The organism is Pseudomonas sp. GQ91, from assembly GCF_059758795.1.
This window is the reverse complement of the sequence record NZ_JCAXED010000014.1, coordinates 181,355-197,371: the sequence shown is the minus strand read 5'-3', so window position 1 is coordinate 197,371 and position 16,017 is coordinate 181,355. Positions and strand designations below refer to the sequence as shown.

Here is a 16,017-nt window from a genome sequence, read left to right as displayed (position 1 = left end):
TACGCAGACAGGGGTTTTGTTTTTGCGCGTTCGGAAAGTGACGGCGAGGGCGAGCGGAGCGCCTAGCCCTTGCTCGCGAAAAATCTCAGCGATACGCTTACCACCAGACACACCCCGCTCCAAACCCTGCGCGCCGCACCCCGCCGCCAGCCTTCAATGCTAAAGTCCATCCCTCGATTTTGCTTTTCCCAAGGAAGCCGTTATGCCGGATGCGACGTCCCTCAGCGCTGGATTCATGGTAGTTCACGGCAATCGCCTGGATGAGCTGCGCAGCTTGGTCGTCAGTTGGATGCGCCGTTATCCGCTGGCTCCTCTGGAAAACGAAATTGCCCTGGTACAAAGCAACGGCATCGCTCAATGGCTCAAGCTGGCCCTCGCTGAAGACCCTGAAGATGACGACATGGGCGGCTGCGGTATCGCCGCGGCTATCGATGTCCAACTCCCCGGCAGCTTCATGTGGCAGCTCTATCGAATGGTCTTGGGACGGGATGAAATCCCGCTCAAATCTCTGCTGGATAAAGCCCCGCTGACTTGGCGTCTCATGCGCCTGTTGCCTGAGCTTATACACCAGCCGCACTTCGAGCCGCTGCAACGCTTTCTTACGCACGATTCGGATATGCGTAAGCGCTACCAACTGGCAGAGCGCCTGGCTGACCTGTTCGACCAGTATCAAGTCTATCGCGCAGATTGGCTGGAAGATTGGGCCGCGGGGCGCCACCAACTGCGCAGTGTCCGAGGCGACGCCCGGCCGTTGAGCCCGGCCAACTGCTGGCAAGCTGAGCTATGGCGAGCCCTGCTGTTGGATGTCGGTGAAGAAGGGATGGCGCAAAGCCGTGCCGGCGTTCACCAGCGTTTTATCGAACGTATCAACCGCCTGGATACAGTGCCTGCTGGTCTGCCTTCCCGAGTCATCGTCTTTGGCATTTCCTCGTTGCCTGCCCAAGCCCTTGAGGCATTGGCCGGCCTGGCCCGTTTCAGCCAGGTATTACTGTGCGTACACAACCCTTGTCGTCACCATTGGTCAGACATCGTGGCCGATAAAGACTTGCTGAGAAACGAATACAAACGCCAGGCCCGCAAGGCCGGAATGCCCGTCGCCATCGACCCGCAAACCCTGCATCAACATGCCCATCCGCTGCTCGCCGCATGGGGCAAGCAAGGCCGCGACTACATCAATTTGCTGGACAGCTACGACGATCCGAACAGTTACCGCGCAGCTTTCCGCGACGGTCGGATCGACCTGTTCAGCGACAATGAGCCCACCACCCTACTCAACCAACTGCAGGACGATATCCTTGAACTGCGCCCGCTCAATGAAACACGTGAGCGCTGGCCGGCCGTCGACCTGGAGCAGGACACCTCGATCCGTTTCCATATCGCCCACAGCGCGCAGCGGGAGGTAGAAATTCTGCATGACCAACTGCTCCAGCGCTTCAGCGAGAACCCCGCGCTGCGACCACGGGATGTCATTGTGATGGTCCCGGATGTCGACAGTTATGCGCCCCATATCCGCGCGGTGTTCGGGCAATTGGACAGAAAAGACCCACGCTTCATCCCCTTCACTCTGACAGACCAAGGCCAACGAGGCCGTGATCCGCTGCTTATCGCGGTAGAGCATTTATTGAAGCTTCCGGATAGCCGCTTTCCAGTCAGCGAGGTCCTCGACCTGCTGGATGTTCCCGCCCTGCGCGAACGTTTTGCCATCAAGGAGCGCGATCTGCCAACCCTGCATCGCTGGATAGAGGGCGCGGGGATCCGCTGGGGACTCAACGCCGAACAGCGGGCCGGCTTGGGGTTACCGAATGAGCTGGAGCAAAACAGTTGGCGATTCGGGCTGCGCCGTATGTTGCTGGGCTACGCCGTGGGCAGCGGTCCTGCCTGCGCAGGCATTGAGCCATATGACGAAATTGGCGGGCTCGACGCGGCATTGATCGGCCCACTGGTTGCGTTGCTTGATGCGCTGCACGACGCCCACCAAACACTCTTGGAACCTGCCACGCCCCAGGTCTGGGGCGGGCGGCTGCAAGGCCTGATGCAGACGTTTTTTCTTCCCGCCAACGAGCACGACGACTATCTGCTCGGTCAGCTAGAGCAATTGAGAGAAACCTGGCTGGAGACCTGCGATTCCGTTGGTCTGTACGACGAGTTACCGCTGACGGTCGTCCGTGAGGCCTGGTTGGCGGGCCTGGATGAAGGGCGCCTGTCCCAACGCTTTCTCGCCGGAGCCGTCAATTTCTGCACCCTGATGCCGATGCGCGCCATTCCCTTCAAGCTGGTCTGTCTGCTGGGCATGAACGATGGTGATTACCCCCGCGCCCAACCGCCGCTGGATTTCGACCTGATGGGCAGCGATTACCGTCCCGGCGACCGCTCTCGCCGTGAAGATGATCGTTACTTGCTGCTTGAAGCCCTGCTCTCGGCCCGTGACCAGCTGTATGTCAGTTGGGTCGGTCGAAGCATCCGCGATAACAGCGACCGGCCAGCTTCGGTGCTGATCGGCCAGTTGCGCGATCATCTTGCCAGCGGCTGGCAGCATGCCAAAGACCAGCCATTATTGGAGGCAATGACCCAGGAACATCCGCTGCAGCCCTTCAGCGCCCGCTACTTTCACGCAGGCGACCCGCTGTTCAGCTATGCCCGCGAATGGCAGTTGTTGCATGAAGCACCAGCGCAGCGCCCCGAGGTCAGCTCGCTGCAGCCCTATATCCAGGAAGAGCCCTTGAGTCTTGGTCAGTTGCAAGACTTCCTGCGCAACCCCGTCAGACATTTTTTCAGTCAGCGGCTCAAAGTGTTTTTCGAGGCCGCCGAAGTGCCCTTGGCCGATGAAGAACCCTTCGTCCTCGACGCGCTGCAGCGCTACACATTGAGTGACAGCCTGCTGGCCGCGGCGCTGACCGAGCCCGATAACCCGCAACATGCCCTCAATGCTCAGGCGCTGCGCCTGCAGGGCAGCGGATTGCTGCCCATGGTCGGTTTCGGCGAGTGCCTGCGCAACGAATTGATCGAGCCATTGCCCGATTTGCTGCAACGCTATCAGCAACTCTTGGCGCTCTGGCCGAACCCACACAATGGCGCCGAGCCGGTCATCTTTGAACATCAGGGTATTCAACTCGACGGTTGGATCAGCGGCTTGCATCGACGCGGTGACGGCGGTTTTCTCAGCGTCACCACCATCCCCAACAGCATCGGCTCGATCAAGACCCGCAAATGGCACCGCCTGATTCGTCCTTGGGTCAATCATCTGGTGGCGTGTGCCTGCGGTCTGCCGTTGAGCACCGGCCTGGTGGCCAGCGACGACACCCTGCTACTGGCGCCGTTGGAACAAACTATCGCCCAAGACGTGCTGGGTCATCTGCTGCTGGCCTGGAAGGCCGGGATGAACGAACCGCTGCCAGTGGCCGTCAAGACCGCGTTCGCCTGGCTCGGTCAAACCGACCCCGAAAAAGCCCGGGCCGCGGCCCGCAAAGCGTATGAGGGCGACGGTTTGACCAGCGACGGTGAGCGCCGGGAAAGCCCCGCGCTCACTCGACAATTTCCTGATTACGCCGCGCTGGTTGCCAGTGAGGATTTCGAAGGTTGGTGCGAGACCTTGTATCGTCCCCTGATAAGCGCCCCATGGCGATCTCTGGCCAGCGAGGAGGTCCGCTCATGAGCGCCACCCAACCCTTGGCCCTGGCCTTTCCACTGCGCGGCAGCCAACTGATCGAAGCCAGCGCGGGTACCGGCAAGACCTTCACTATTTCTGCGTTGTACCTGCGTCTAGTGCTGGGCCATGGCGGCGACGAAGCGGGTTTCGGGCGTGAACTGTTGCCACCGCAAATTCTGGTCGTGACCTTTACCGACGCCGCGACCAAAGAACTGCGCGAGCGCATCCGCACCCGCCTGGCGGAAGCGGCGCGCTTCTTTCGTGACGAGATCGATCAGCCAGACGACTTGATCGCCGAGCTGCGCGATCAGTACCAGCCCGCGCAATGGCCGGCTTGCGCCAATCGACTCGACATTGCTGCCCAATGGATGGACGAGGCCGCCGTGTCGACCATCCACAGTTGGTGTCAGCGCATGCTGCGCGAACATGCCTTCGATAGCGGGAGCCTGTTTACCCAGACCCTGGAAACCGATCACAGCGATTTGTTGGGTGAAGTACTGCGCGATTACTGGCGGCTGTTCTGCTACCCGATGCAGGGCGATGCATTGAACTGGGTACGTGGCCATTGGGGAGGTCCGGCCGCCCTGCTGCCCAAAGTGCGCGCCTTGTTCGGCAGCGAACGCTCCGGCGACGAACAACGCGAGCCGGCGGAACTGATCAATGCCTGCTTGCAGGAGCGCCGCGAAGCGCTGGTCGCCCTCAAGGCGCCTTGGCAGCAATGGGCGACCGAGTTGCGGGACATCTGCTTGCAGGCCGTTGCTGCCAAGGTGGTGGACGGTCGTAAGATGCAGGCGCGGTACTTCGAGCCCTGGTTTGAAAAACTCAATGCCTGGGCCATTGATGAAACGCTGGAGCAACTGGACATTGGGACCGGCTTTGCGCGCCTGACGCCTGACGGAATGGCCGAAGCCTGGAAGGGCGAGCCGCCGCATCACCCTGGCCTGGAGGCGATGGCAGGTCTTAAAGCCAGTCTCGACGCGCTGCCTACGCCAGACGCCGCGGTGTTGCAACACGCGGCCACCTGGGTCGGCAAACGCTTTGAAGAAGAAAAGCGTCGGCGCGCCGAGATGGGCTTTGACGACATGCTGATCCGCCTCGACGCAGCCTTGCAGGCAGACGGCGGAGAGCGCCTGGCCTGTGTGATTCGTGAACAGTTTCCGGTGGCCCTGATTGACGAGTTCCAGGACACCGATCCGGTTCAGTACCGCATCTTTGAACGTATCTACCGCATCGAAGAAAACCACCCTGAAAGCGGTCTGTTCCTGATCGGCGATCCCAAGCAGGCGATCTACGCCTTTCGCGGTGCCGATATTTATACCTACCTGCGCGCACGGCAGGCCACCGCTGGACGCTTGCACACCTTGGGCACCAACTTTCGCTCCAGCTATGCCATGGTGGAGGCGGTCAACCATGTGTTCGAGCGTGCGGAAACAGGGCGGGGGGCGTTTCTGTTTCGCGAGGCCGAAGGTGAAAACCCGGTACCTTTTCAGCGGGTGTCATCCCAAGGCCGCAAAGAACAGCTGCAGGTCGACGGGCAAACACTGCCGGCCCTGAATATCTGGCATTTGCCTACCGACCAGCCGATCTCCAATGGGCTCTACCGCCAACAATTGGCCGCTGCGTGCGCCAGCCAGATCGTTGCGTTGCTCAATGGCGGGCAACAGGGCCGTGCGGGGTTCATCAAGGGCGATACTTTCAAACCCGTGCGGCCATCGGACATCGCCATTCTCGTGCGTGACGGCAAAGAGGCCCAGGCCGTGCGCGCCGAACTGGCCGCGCGTGGCGTGCGCAGCGTATACCTGTCGGATAAGGATTCGGTGTTCGCCGCTCAGGAGGCTCATGACCTGCTGGCCTGGCTCAAAGCCTGTGCCGAACCGGATGTCGAGCGCCCTCTGCGCGCGGCATTGGCTTGCGTCACCCTCAACCTGTCGTTGCTGGAACTTGAACAACTGAACCAGGACGAGCTGGCCTGGGAAAGCCGCGTCATGCAGTTTCGTGATTACCGCGCAATCTGGCGGAGCCAAGGTGTGCTGCCGATGCTGCGGCGCCTGCTCCACGATTTCAAGTTGCCGCAAACCCTGATCGCTCGCAGTGATGGCGAGCGCGTGCTGACCAACCTGTTGCACCTGTCTGAATTGCTGCAACAGGCGGCGGCTGAACTGGACGGCGAGCAAGCCCTGATCCGGCATCTGGCGGAACACCTGGCGCTTTCGGGCCAGGCGGGCGAAGAGCAGATTCTGCGCCTGGAAAGTGACGAGCAACTGGTCAAGGTCGTGACCATTCACAAGTCCAAGGGACTGGAGTACGACCTGGTATTCCTGCCGTTCATCTGCTCGGCAAAGCCCGTGGATGGCAGTCGTCTGCCGCTGCACTACCACGATGAGAGCGGTAAATCCCACGTGAGCCTCCGGCCGACCGCCGAGTTGATTGCCCGAGCCGACGACGAGCGTCTGGCCGAAGATCTGCGCTTGCTCTACGTTGCGCTCACGCGTGCCAGGCACGCCTGCTGGCTGGGTGTGGCAGATCTTAAGCGCGGCAATAACAACAGTTCGGTGCTGCACCTGTCGGCACTCGGTTATTTGCTCGGCGGCGGCGCTGCATTGGCTGAGTCGGCCGGCCTGGCGCGCTGGCTGCTCGATCTGGCGGACGGTTGCCCGGCCATTCACTACCGGCAAATGCCCGAAGCCGATGCGATGACATATCTGCCGCCACGCAACGAGGCCACGCTATTGGCGCCGTTGTTGCCCAAGCGCAAAGCCGCGGAAAACTGGTGGATTGCTTCATACAGTGCGCTGCGGATCGGCGAAAGCCTGAGCGCCGCCAGCCTCGAGGCACCGGAAAGCCCACAAGCACAGAAACTCTTCGACGACGAACGCCTGGACCCGGACGCGCCTCGGGAGGTGCCCGCCGCCGGGGGTGACATACACCGGTTCCCTCGTGGCCCTAACCCCGGGACGTTTCTTCACGGCCTGTTGGAATGGGCCGGCAACGAAGGCTTCAACGTCACGCCTGACGCCATCGAGGACGCTGTGGCGCGGCGGTGTAATCGGCGCGGCTGGGAAGGTTGGATCGGTACCCTGGGCGGCTGGCTGGAGCATCTGTTGCAAGTGCCGTTGAGTCTCGGCAATGCGCAAGCGCCGGTCGTCCTGAGCGGCCTGCAGCACTACCAGATTGAAATGGAGTTCTGGTTCGCCAGCCATAAGGTCGACGTCCTCAGCCTCGACCAACTGGTGTGCCAATACACCCACGAGGGGGGCTCCCGAGTGGCCGCCGAACCGGTGCTGCTTAACGGCATGTTCAAGGGTTTTATCGACTTGACGTTTGAGCATGAGGGCCGCTACTACGTGGCTGACTATAAGTCCAACTGGCTGGGCGTCGACGATCAGGCCTACACCTGGCAGGCCATGGAACTGTCGATTCTCGAGCATCGGTATGATCTGCAATACGTCCTATACCTGCTGGCCCTGCATCGCCAACTCAAGGCGCGCTTGCCCGACTATGATTACGACCGCCATATCGGCGGGGCGCTTTACGTGTTCCTGCGCGGTACTCGGTCCGCGAGTCGGGGAGCGTATTTCACCCGGCCGCCACGGGCGCTGATCGAGCGCCTGGATTTACTCTTTCAAGGCAAACCGCAACCGCCCAATGTCGAGCCCGCCTGGGAACAAGGAGTTCTGCTATGAGCCTCGAGACCCGGTTGGCGCCCCTCGACCATGCCGCTGACCTGCTTGAGCTGCTGGAACGCTGGGTAGACCGCGGCTGGCTGCGCGCGCTGGACAAGGCCTTTGTCGGGTTTCTGCATGAGCTGGACTCGCAGGCCGACCCCTTGGTGTTGCTGGCGGCGGCCCTTACCAGTCACCAGTTGGGCCACGGTCATGTTTGCCTCGACCTGTTCGAAACCCTGAAGGCCCCGGATTTCGCCTTGTCCTTGCCGCCCGAGGGGGATATGCAGACCGCCGCTATGTTGCTGCCCTCGCAATTGCTCAGTGGTCTGGACGGCGCCCATTGGTGTCACGCCCTGGCCGCCAGCCCTCTGGTCGCGCTGGCTGTCGACGGCAGTGCGCAGGCGCAAAGTCGGCCCTTGGTCTTGGCGGGCAAACGCTTGTATCTGCGTCGTTACTGGACGTATGAGCGACGGATCGACAATGCCTTGCGTCAGCGGCTTGCCACCCAGGAAGCGGTCGCGGTGGATCTGCCCCAGCGCCTGAACGGCCTGTTCGACCGGGCACCGCCGGAGGGTGTGATCGACTGGCAAAAACTCGCGTGTGCCTTGGCGACTCGCGGGGCCTTCAGCATCGTCACGGGCGGTCCTGGCACCGGCAAGACCACGACCGTGGTGCGACTGCTGGCATTGTTGCAGGCGCCCGCCGTGGAAAAGGGCACGGCCTTGCGCATCCGGCTGGCAGCGCCCACCGGCAAAGCCGCGGCGCGCTTGACCGAATCCATCAGCCAGCAAGTGCGATCGCTGAAAGTGTCTGACGGGGTGAGGGCAAAAATCCCCACTGAAGTCACCACCGTCCACCGTCTGCTGGGCAGCCGCCCCGGCACCCGGCATTTTCGTCATCATGCTGGCAACCTGTTGCCGTTGGATGTGCTGGTGGTCGACGAAGCGTCGATGATCGACCTGGAAATGATGGCCAACCTGTTGGACGCCTTGCCCTCGCATGCGCGCTTGGTCCTGCTGGGCGACAAGGATCAATTGGCTTCCGTGGAAGCCGGTGCGGTGCTCGGCGATCTGTGTCGCGATGCCGAGGCCGGTTGGTACAGCCCGCAAACCCGTGAATGGCTGGAAAGTGTCAGCGGTGAGTCGTTGGCCGCCAGTGGTTTGCAGGAAGACCTCGACGCCAGCCACCCGCTGGCACAGCAGGTGGTGATGCTGCGTTATTCGCGACGTTTTGGCGAAGGCAGTGGCATCGGCCAACTGGCGCGCTGGGTCAACCAGCAGGACTCTGAACACGCCCGGCAGTTGCTGGCCGCTCGCACACATGGCGACCTGTTCTGCCTCAGCCTCAAGGGCGAGCACGACCGGGCGCTGGAGCGTCTGGTGCTGGAAGGACAGGGCGAGGGGGCCCATGGCTATCGTTACTACCTGACTCTGCTGCGCACTTCGCGTCCACCTGTCGATACGCCACGAGATGATCCGCGTTGGACCGACTGGGCCCGTCAACTCTTGCAAGCGTTCGATGCCTTTCAGTTGCTGTGCGCTGTGCGCAAGGGGCCTTGGGGTGTCGAAGGCCTGAATCAGCGGATCACCGCCGCGCTGCTGAAGGCCCGGCTGATTGACAGCGATCAGCAATGGTACGAGGGGCGGCCGGTGTTAATGACCCGCAATGACTACGGTCTGGGTCTGATGAATGGTGATATCGGCATCGCCTTGAAACTCCCGGAAAGCGATGGCGGGCCGCAGGTATTGCGCGTGGCTTTCCCGCGCAATGATGGCCAGGGCGGCGTACGGTTTGTCCTGCCCAGCCGGCTCAATGATGTGGAAACGGTCTACGCCATGACCGTGCATAAATCCCAGGGTTCTGAATTCACCCACACCGCGCTGATCCTGCCGGACGCCTTGAACCCGGTGCTGACCAAGGAGCTGATCTACACCGGCATCACGCGCGCCCGGGAGCGGTTCAGCCTGATCGAACCGCGTAGCGGGGTGTTCGAGGAGGCCGTGCGACGCAAAGTGAAGCGCTTGAGCGGATTGATGCTGGAATTGGGCGCTCAAGAATTCGATACCTGATGAAAGGTCGTCGTCTGATTCCGATCTATGCGTCTGAATTTTCAGTGAAACTGGTAGGAATTGAACAGGTGGTGCCTCACGGGTGTTTCTGCCGATATGCTATCGTTGCGGCATCATCTCCGGAAGTTCAAAGAGAATCGCTGCATGAACGTGGCTGTCTCGCCCGTAGGACGTAGTTGGAGCAGAAGCCGAATGCTGCTGTTGGCCGTTCTCGGCCTGGTCACGCCTCTGGTTTGTGCCCAGGCGGCCGCCGTCAGCATGGCGGAGCAGCGTGCGAAGGCCGTGACTCAGGTGGTGCTGGGTATTCTCAGTTACGCCCGTTGGCCCCAAGAGCCTGAGCAACTGCGCTTATGCATCGTCGGGCCCACTCAATATACCGATGACTTGGTCAAGGGCACGACTCAGTCCACCGGACGTCCCGTGAGGGTACGGCGCCTGTTGCTCGGGAACCCGGACATAGCGGGCGCCTGCGATGCGCTGTATATCGGCGAGCTGACCCCGGATGAGCGCAGCCAGCTGTTCACCTCGCTGATCGGCCGTCCTGTCCTGAGCATTAGCGAGGGCGGCGACGAATGTACCGTGGGCAGCCTGTTCTGCCTGCGTGTGGGGGACGAGCAGGTGTCTTTCGAGGTCAACCTCGACTCGGTCGCCCGTAGCGGCGTACGTATTCATCCCAGTGTCTTGCAGTTGTCCCGCCGTCGGGCGTCCGGGCAATGAAATCAAGGCGTGTAACAGCTCGTCCCTCGTTGCGTTCGGTCCTCGGCCGAGGGCACCTGAGTGTGGCGCTGGTGGCGGTCGCCATGGCCAGCGTGTCGCTGACGCTACTCGGCGTGCTGGCGTTGCGGGTGTATGCCGATCACAACCTGCATCTGATCGCCCGCTCCATCAACTACACCGTGGAAGCGGCGGTAGTGTTTAACGACCGCGCGGCAGCCACTGAAGCCCTGGCCTTGATTGCCTCCACCGAAGAGGTGGCGGAAGCCCGGGTGCTGGACATCGACGGGATGCTCTTGGCCCACTGGATGCGTCCGGATACGGGGATGCTGTCCAGGGTTGAGCTGGAACTGGCGCATACGTTGCTCGAGGAGGCGGTCAGCCAGCCGATCCTGCACCAGGGCCAACAGATCGGCACCATTGAATTGAGTGGGCACGGCGGCAGCCTGCTGCGTTTCCTGCTCAGTGGCTTGGCGGGCATCCTGATCTGTACGGCCTTGAGCGGATGGGTCGCAATCTATCTGGTGCGACGCATGCTGCGCGATATCACCGGCCCTTTGCACAGTCTTGCCTCGGTGGCTCACGCGGCCCGTAGCGAGCGGGCCTTCGACCGTCGCGTGCCGCCGGCGCAGATAGCCGAACTCGACAGCCTGGGCAATGACTTCAATGCCCTGCTTGACGAGTTGGAAGCCTGGCAAACCCATCTGCAAACTGAAAACGAAACCCTCGCGCACCTGGCCTCCCACGATAGCCTGACCGGACTGCCCAACCGGGCCTATTTCGAAGGGCGGTTGATGCGCGCCTTGCGCAGCGCGGCCAAACTCAATGAGCGTGTAGCCGTGCTGTTTCTCGACAGCGACCGCTTTAAAGACATTAACGACAACTTCGGCCATGCTGCCGGCGATGCGGTGCTGGTGGCCGTCGCCTCACGGGTTCGCGCGCAACTACGTGAAAACGACTTGGTCGCACGCTTGGGCGGCGACGAGTTTGCGATCCTGCTCTCTCCGTTGCACAAACCTGAAGATGCTCAGCGGATCGCCGGGAAAATAATTGCCAGCATGGACCAGCCCATCCAGTTGCCCGGCAACGCAGAAGTGTTGACCTCACTCAGTATCGGCGTTGCCGTGTACCCCGATCATGGCGCCACTCCCGGCGCCTTGCTCAACGCCGCCGACGCGGCGATGTACCAGGCCAAGCGCCTCTCCCAGGGCGGCCAGCAAACGGCGGAGTCGGAGCACTCCGCCGCCAATGTACAACACAGGAGTTGATCCCTTGTTTTCTACTGCACGCATGTTGTTTATCACCTTGTTTGTGGCGCTCCTGGCGCTGAATGGCTGCCAGACCGCGCCACCGAAGGGCCTCACACCGGCACAAGTCGCGGTGCTCAAACAACAGGGATTCGAGCTGACTGAAGAAGGCTGGGCCTTTGGCTTGTCGGGTAAGGTGCTGTTCGGCAGTGACGTCGAGACCCTCAACCAACCCAGCACTGAAATCGTCGAACGTATCGGCAAGGCGTTGTTGGGTGTGGGCATTGAACGTGTCCGCGTCGACGGTCACACCGATGCTTCCGGCCCGGAAACCTACAACCAGCAACTGTCCCTGCGACGGGCCAAAAGCGTGAGTGACGTGCTGGTGGGTGTCGGCATGAAAGAAGAGAACGTGCGGTTGCGTGGCCTGGGCAGCAGCGAGCCCGTGGCACCCAACACCACGGTTGCGGGCCGCACCGAGAATCGGCGGGTGTCGATTGTGGTGATTGCCGACTGACCCGGCGCCGTCCTGCATCCGCTAGTCGGCAAACACCATGTGCCGCGTGCGCCCCATCAGCAATGCCTGATTCTGCTCCGTCACCTCGCGGATGTAATCCCACAACAGGGTAATCCGCTTGAGCTTGCGCAGGTCTTCCCGGCAGTACATCCAGAACTGCCGGGTGATGGTGAGCTCCTCGCCCAATATCGGCAGCAACCGTGGGTCCTGCGCCGCCAGGAAGCACGGCAGGATCGCCAATGATCGTCCTTGCTGCGCCGCCACGTACTGCGCAATCACGCTGGTGCTGCGCAAGCTGGCGCTGGCGCCGGGCACTACATTTGCCAGGTACAGCAGCTCCGAGCTGAACGCCAGGTCGTCCACATAGCTGATAAATGAATGGTCGGCCAAATCTGCCGGGCGCTGGATCGGTGGGTGTTGGTCCAGATAGTCCTGGGTCGCGTACAACTGCAACGTGTAATCACACAGTTTGCAGCAGACGTAGGGCCCGTGTTCCGGACGCTCCAGGGCGATGACGATATCGGCTTCGCGCTTGGACAGGCTGATGAAGTGGGGCAGGGGCAGGATGTCGACCGAAATCGCCGGGTAGGTGTCGACAAAGTGACTGAGCTGCGGGGTGACAAAGAAGCTGCCGAAACCTTCGGTACAGCCCATGCGCACATGCCCCGAGAGTGCCACGCCGGAGCCGGAAACCTGTTCGCACGCCATGTGCAGGGTGCTTTCGATGGATTCGGCGTAGCCCAGCAAGCGCTGGCCTTCGGGGGTCAGGACGAAACCGCTGGTCCGGGATTTTTCGAACAACAGCGTACCCAGTGACACTTCCAGCGAACTGATGCGCCGCGACACGGTGGTGTAGTCCACCGCCAGGCGCTTGGCGGCGATGCTGGCCTTGCGGGTGCGGGCCACTTCGAGGAAAAACTTCAGGTCATCCCAGTTCAGCGACCCCAACGACGTGATGTTTTTTTGCATGTTGGACCGGCTTTTATGTGCGTTCTTATTGGAAGTTTGCACATCTATACTCCAAAAACTGTCCGAACGCCTCTTTTCAAGGCGTGCTACGGCTCTCTGCATAACTACAAGATCTGGAGACCACTAATGAACGCATCGCTTACGTCCGCCGATACCGCCGTACAACAGGCCAAACTGTTGATCGACGGCGAGTGGGTCGAATCCAGCACCACCGAGTGGCAAGACATCGTCAATCCGGCGACCCAGGAGGTACTGGCCCGGGTGCCGTTTGCCACCGCCGATGAGGTCAATGCCGCCATCGATGCCGCCCAGCGCGCTTTCCAGACCTGGAAGCTGACGCCTATCGGCGCCCGCATGCGCATCATGCTCAAGCTGCAAGCCTTGATCCGCGAACACTCCAAGCGCATCGCCGCGGTCCTCAGCGCCGAGCAGGGCAAAACCATTGCCGACGCCGAAGGCGATATTTTCCGTGGCCTGGAAGTGGTCGAACATGCCTGCTCCATCGGCACTCTGCAAATGGGTGAATTTGCCGAGAACGTTGCCGGCGGTGTCGACACCTACACCCTGCGCCAACCCATCGGCGTATGTGCCGGGATCACGCCGTTCAACTTCCCGGCGATGATTCCGCTGTGGATGTTTCCGATGGCGATCGCCTGCGGTAACACCTTTGTGCTCAAACCCTCGGAGCAGGACCCGCTGTCGACCCTGATGCTGGTAGAACTGGCGCTCGAAGCCGGCGTGCCGGCGGGTGTGCTGAACGTGGTCCACGGCGGCAAGGACGTGGTGGACGCGCTCTGTACCCACAAAGATATCAAGGCCGTGTCTTTCGTCGGCTCGACCGCCGTCGGCACCCACGTCTACGACCTGGCCGGCAAACACGGCAAGCGCGTGCAAGCGATGATGGGCGCCAAGAACCACGCGGTGGTGCTGCCGGATGCCAACCGCGAGCAAACCCTCAACGCTCTGGTCGGCGCCGGGTTTGGTGCCGCCGGTCAGCGCTGCATGGCCACCTCGGTGGTGGTCTTGGTGGGCGCCTCCAAACACTGGCTGCCGGACCTCAAGGCCCTGGCGCAGAAACTCAAAGTGAATGCCGGCAGTGAAGCCGGCACCGATGTCGGGCCGGTGATTTCCAAGCGTGCGAAGGCACGCATCCTCGATTTGATCGAGAGCGGCGTGAAAGAAGGCGCCAGGCTGGAACTCGATGGCCGCGACATCAAGGTGCCGGGGTTCGAGCAAGGTAACTTCGTCGGTCCAACCCTGTTTTCTGGCGTGACCACCGACATGCAGATCTACACCCAGGAAATCTTCGGCCCAGTGTTGGTGGTGCTGGAAGTCGACACCCTGGATGAGGCGATCGCCCTGGTCAACGCCAATCCGTTCGGCAACGGTACCGGCCTGTTTACCCAAAGCGGTGCGGCGGCGCGCAAGTTCCAAAGCGAAATCGACGTCGGCCAGGTCGGCATCAACATCCCGATCCCGGTGCCGGTCCCGATCTTCAGCTTCACTGGCTCCCGTGGTTCGAAACTTGGCGATCTGGGCCCGTACGGCAAGCAGGTGGTGCAGTTCTACACCCAGACCAAAACTGTCACCAGTCGCTGGTTCGACGATGACAGCGTCAACGATGGCGTCAACACCACCATCAACCTGCGTTGATCGAGGAGACGATCATGAAGATTGCATTTATCGGCCTGGGCAATATGGGCGCGCCGATGGCGCGCAACCTGATCAAGGCCGGCCATGCGCTGAACCTGTTTGACTTGAACCAGAGCGTGCTCAATGAGTTGGCGGCGTTGGGCGGCACCGTCAGCGCCTCGCCCCGCGATGCGGCCCAAGGTGCGGAATTGGTGATTACCATGCTCCCGGCTGCGGCGCATGTGCGTGGTGTCTGGCTCGGTGAAGAGGGTGTCCTCGCCGGCATCGGCGAAGGTATCCCGGCGGTGGACTGCAGCACCATCGACCCGCAAACCGCTCGCGATGTAGCCGCTGCCGCCGCCAAGCACGGCGTGGCCATGGCCGATGCGCCGGTTTCCGGTGGCACCGGCGGTGCCCAGGCCGGGACGCTGACTTTCATGGTCGGCGCCACCCCTGAATTGTTCGCCGTCCTGCAGCCGGTGCTGGCCCAGATGGGCCGCAACATTGTTCACTGCGGTGAAGTCGGCACCGGGCAAATCGCCAAGATCTGCAACAACCTGTTGTTGGGGATCACCATGGTTGGTGTCAGTGAAGCCATGGCGCTGGGAGATGCGCTGGGTATCGACACCCAAGTGCTGGCCGGGATCATCAACAGCTCCACCGGGCGTTGCTGGAGTTCAGACACCTACAATCCATGGCCAGGCGTCATCGACACCGCGCCGGCATCCCGGGGCTACACCGGTGGTTTCGGTGCGGAACTGATGCTCAAGGACCTGGGCCTGGCCACTGAAGCCGCCCGCCAGGTTCATCAGCCTGTCGTGCTTGGCGCAGTGGCGCAGCAGTTGTATCAGTCGATGAGCCAGCGTGGGGAAGGTGGCAAGGACTTCTCGGCAATCATCAACAGCTATCGCAAACCCCAATAGGGGATTTTTCCGAGAGCCCGCGTCGGGCGGGCTCTCGGGTTTTTGGCGGTCAGGCAAAAACAAAATACTTGCGCACGGTCTCGACCACCTCCCACGTACCCTTCATCCCCGGCTCCACGACGAAGATATCCCCGGCCCTCAAGTGAATCGGTTCCAGGCCATCCGGGGTGATCACGCAGTAACCTTCCTGAAAGTGGCAGTACTCCCACTTCACATACTCCACCCGCCATTTGCCGGGGGTGCAGATCCAGGTGCCCATGATTTTGCTGCCGTCTTCGCTGGTGTAGGCATTGAGATTGACGGTGTGCGGGTCGCCTTCGAGTTTTTCCCATTTGCAGGCATCCAGGACCGGCAGGGGATGGGTATCACGCAGAACGGTGATGGGCTGGGACATGATGACTCCGAGGCAGGAAAAGAGAATTCCAACCCTATAGCGCCGGCCGGTTTGCCAGTGGTCTGAACTCGACATCGAGATGTCCAGAAGCGCAGCTGAATCGCGAGCGTGGCTGGATGAAATATCCCTCCAGAAAATCGCTGTTTGTTCGCAGTAAGTTCGAAAGAAATCGCGCTTTGCGCTGGAATACGCAAGATTATTTACAGCGGGCCCTCGTATCATTCACTGCAGAAACAACCGA

The 16,017-nt window shown here is 61.4% G+C and carries 10 protein-coding genes; 8 read left to right on the top strand and 2 right to left on the bottom strand.

What is annotated here, in order from left to right; genetic code table 11:
* Positions 1–202 precede the first annotated feature (202 nt).
* From recC to yfiB, 6 genes are all read left to right on the top strand, one after another.
* Positions 203–3,652 (top strand): exodeoxyribonuclease V subunit gamma, encoded by a 3,450-nt coding sequence (recC, locus tag AC6CIA_RS21020; RefSeq protein WP_498314786.1) that lies wholly within the window; start codon positions 203–205, stop codon positions 3,650–3,652.
* Positions 3,649–7,329, top strand: coding sequence for an exodeoxyribonuclease V subunit beta (gene recB, locus AC6CIA_RS21015; protein ID WP_498314784.1), 3,681 nt, complete (start codon positions 3,649–3,651; stop codon positions 7,327–7,329). Before recC ends, recB begins: the two co-directional genes overlap by 4 nt.
* The gene (recD, locus tag AC6CIA_RS21010; protein ID WP_498314782.1) at positions 7,326–9,380 is read left to right on the top strand and encodes an exodeoxyribonuclease V subunit alpha; all 2,055 of its coding nucleotides are present in this window, start codon (positions 7,326–7,328) and stop codon (positions 9,378–9,380) included. The genes recB and recD overlap by 4 nt, the downstream gene beginning before the upstream one ends.
* Before the next feature lie 144 nt (positions 9,381–9,524).
* Positions 9,525–10,097 (top strand): regulatory sequestration protein YfiR, encoded by a 573-nt coding sequence (yfiR, locus tag AC6CIA_RS21005; protein WP_498314780.1) that lies wholly within the window; start codon positions 9,525–9,527, stop codon positions 10,095–10,097.
* Positions 10,094–11,362: a diguanylate cyclase DgcN/YfiN gene (gene dgcN / locus AC6CIA_RS21000; RefSeq protein WP_339533291.1), complete on the top strand. Its 1,269-nt coding sequence runs from the start codon at positions 10,094–10,096 to the stop codon at positions 11,360–11,362. The genes yfiR and dgcN overlap by 4 nt, the downstream gene beginning before the upstream one ends.
* A 4-nt stretch (positions 11,363–11,366) precedes the next feature.
* Positions 11,367–11,858: an outer membrane lipoprotein YfiB gene (gene yfiB, locus AC6CIA_RS20995; protein ID WP_498314778.1), complete on the top strand. Its 492-nt coding sequence runs from the start codon at positions 11,367–11,369 to the stop codon at positions 11,856–11,858.
* Between the two features lie 21 nt (positions 11,859–11,879).
* Here the strand turns inward: yfiB and AC6CIA_RS20990 are convergent, their stop codons facing one another.
* Positions 11,880–12,827 (bottom strand): LysR family transcriptional regulator, encoded by a 948-nt coding sequence (locus AC6CIA_RS20990; protein ID WP_498314776.1) that lies wholly within the window; start codon positions 12,825–12,827, stop codon positions 11,880–11,882.
* A gap of 126 nt (positions 12,828–12,953) precedes the next feature.
* On the opposite strand from AC6CIA_RS20990, the gene AC6CIA_RS20985 reads away from it, so the two are divergent.
* Both AC6CIA_RS20985 and mmsB read left to right on the top strand, forming a co-directional pair.
* Positions 12,954–14,480 carry a CoA-acylating methylmalonate-semialdehyde dehydrogenase gene (locus AC6CIA_RS20985; protein ID WP_498314774.1) on the top strand — a complete coding sequence of 509 codons (1,527 nt, stop codon included), beginning with the start codon at positions 12,954–12,956 and terminating at the stop codon, positions 14,478–14,480.
* Positions 14,481–14,494: 14 nt separating this feature from the next.
* Complete coding sequence (mmsB, locus tag AC6CIA_RS20980) at positions 14,495–15,382, top strand: 3-hydroxyisobutyrate dehydrogenase (protein WP_498314772.1); 888 nt, start codon at positions 14,495–14,497, stop codon at positions 15,380–15,382.
* A 49-nt stretch (positions 15,383–15,431) separates the two neighbouring features.
* On the opposite strand, the gene AC6CIA_RS20975 is transcribed toward mmsB, so the two are convergent.
* The gene (locus AC6CIA_RS20975; RefSeq protein ID WP_029299917.1) at positions 15,432–15,776 is read right to left on the bottom strand and encodes a cupin domain-containing protein; all 345 of its coding nucleotides are present in this window, start codon (positions 15,774–15,776) and stop codon (positions 15,432–15,434) included.
* Between the last annotated feature and the right edge of the window lie 241 nt (positions 15,777–16,017).